Raw genomic sequence first — 1903 nt, forward strand, 5'->3', positions numbered from 1 at the left:
GTAAACGCCGCTGCGCGCAGCGTGATCGATGGAACTGATTTCGGCGACAACATTATTGCAGCGCTGCCGGACGTTATCGCCAATACCATCGGGAATTTGGCTGCTGAAAAGCTGGCGAGCATCGGCCGGGGGGGCGGCGATCCGACGAACCTGCTTGCAGGGACACCGTTCGATGGGGACGGACAGCTAGCATTGTCGGGTGGCGGTGGGGCAGGCGGCTCCTATCTGGCGGATGGTAGCGCAGGCTATGCCGGTGCTCCGTTGCTGCCCGGCAATGGTCTGATGAGCCAGGACTTCGCTCCGGGGTTAGGTGTCGGCCGTCTTGATTCTTTGCAAGACGAAGGAACCGTCGTACAATCTGTGGCAGAGGCTAAAGCTCCTGAGGAGATAAAGGTTACCGCTCCGAGAAAAGGTACGCGCGAGTGGAACGAAATTATAGGTCGGTCCAGCGCAACAGATCAATATAAAATTGATGTTCTAGTTAATGCGCGAAACCAAGCTCTAGGCAATAGAGCTTGGTTCCAATCTCCAAATAAGACAACCTACTGTAATTTTGCAACTACGTCCATTGTCAGGGCTTATGATAAGGCTGGGTTGATTGATGCAGATGCCTTTAATGCATTTATGAGAACATCGCTCGGCGCACACACTGCCAACGTAATCTCGAGAAATTTACGGGGATCGGACAGCTGGCGTCCTGTTGGTGCTGATGAGGCTCAAGCGATCGCCGACGGTGGAGGCTTGGTTATCTTGACATACGAGAATCCTCGCGGACACGGGCATGTCGCAACAATAAGGCCACAGAACGTCACTGGTGATTTGATTGTTGGCGGACGAAAAACCTATCCAATACTGGCAAATGTTGGCATTGGCGCTAGTAGAATTGTGTACAGATCGATGTCTGTGTCGATGAGAAAGCCAGTAGTATATTATACACCAAGATAAATATTATTTTGTGGCGTGTTTAATATGATCTTGGGGTTGTTAATTTTCTCCATTTTTGGAGCACACTACCATAGACAGAATTTGTCTCCGGAGAGCGATCATTTGTTCCCAGGAAGCGTGATTGTGGGCGCATTGGATGCTCAAGCTACCATGCGGGCTCCAGAGCCGGCAAGTGGCGATGCCAATGGGCCAACCGGACTGTGGTGGCTTGCTGCTTCAGTTGATCAAAAAATGGGATTTCTTACAGGCGAAGAGGCCTGTTACGTTAAGAAGGTTGCGAAAGGAGCTTTTGTCGACGAGCCTGGAATTACTGCTAGTTTTGGGGAAAATTTCTACGTCAAAATCGATCAACATATATTGTCAAACAATAAAAAAGATTATCCCTTAATTTTGTCAATACATGATATCATGACTTATCATTATGTGGCATCTGCAAACGATATCGCAGATAAATTAAATGGGTACAGTCCGGGGGATGGTCGCGGCATAGCGTGGGCATCCTACTCTTATAAATTTAGAATCAATTATATATATGGGTATTCCGTGTGCAGCAGCTATTATCTCAGGAAAAAATTATATGGAAGTATAAGAATTATAGAAGAAAGGGTGTCAAATTATTATAATTTGGAAGATAAATACTCAACAGATGAGCGAGATTTTGGCAATAAATCCAGACTGAATTCAAAAAGAATTGATGAGTTAATCAATTACTGGCCTGGCTTACGTGCAGTAAAAACTGCTGCTCCAGGTGCGTAACTTCCTCCCCCTTGGCTCATCAGTGAAATCCCTCATCAATCTCGCTCGAGCCGAGTGACCACCGAGCGCTTCCTGATGCGCATGATCAAAGTGTGATCCAAGCACACCCTACACGGCGCCCGTGGGGCTGGTTTGCAGTCAAGCGTTTGAGATTGCTGTGTAAACATTGTGCTACGGGGTGTCTGGCGTTGTAATACAAGGT

General features: G+C 47.7%; 2 protein-coding genes. Both read left to right on the forward strand.

The genetic code is table 11. The features are described from left to right. Nucleotides 1–945: hypothetical protein (locus tag IP83_RS20710; protein ID WP_197274424.1), on the forward strand; the 945-nt coding region annotated here is incomplete at its 5' end. A 117-nt stretch (nt 946–1062) separates the two neighbouring features. Continuing rightward, the gene (locus IP83_RS20370; protein ID WP_231625104.1) at nt 1063–1701 is read left to right on the forward strand and encodes a hypothetical protein; all 639 of its coding nucleotides are present in this window, start codon (nt 1063–1065) and stop codon (nt 1699–1701) included. Nucleotides 1702–1903 lie beyond the last annotated feature (202 nt).

Source organism: Novosphingobium sp. AAP93, from assembly GCF_001296055.1.
Classification (GTDB): Bacteria; Pseudomonadota; Alphaproteobacteria; order Sphingomonadales; family Sphingomonadaceae; genus Novosphingobium.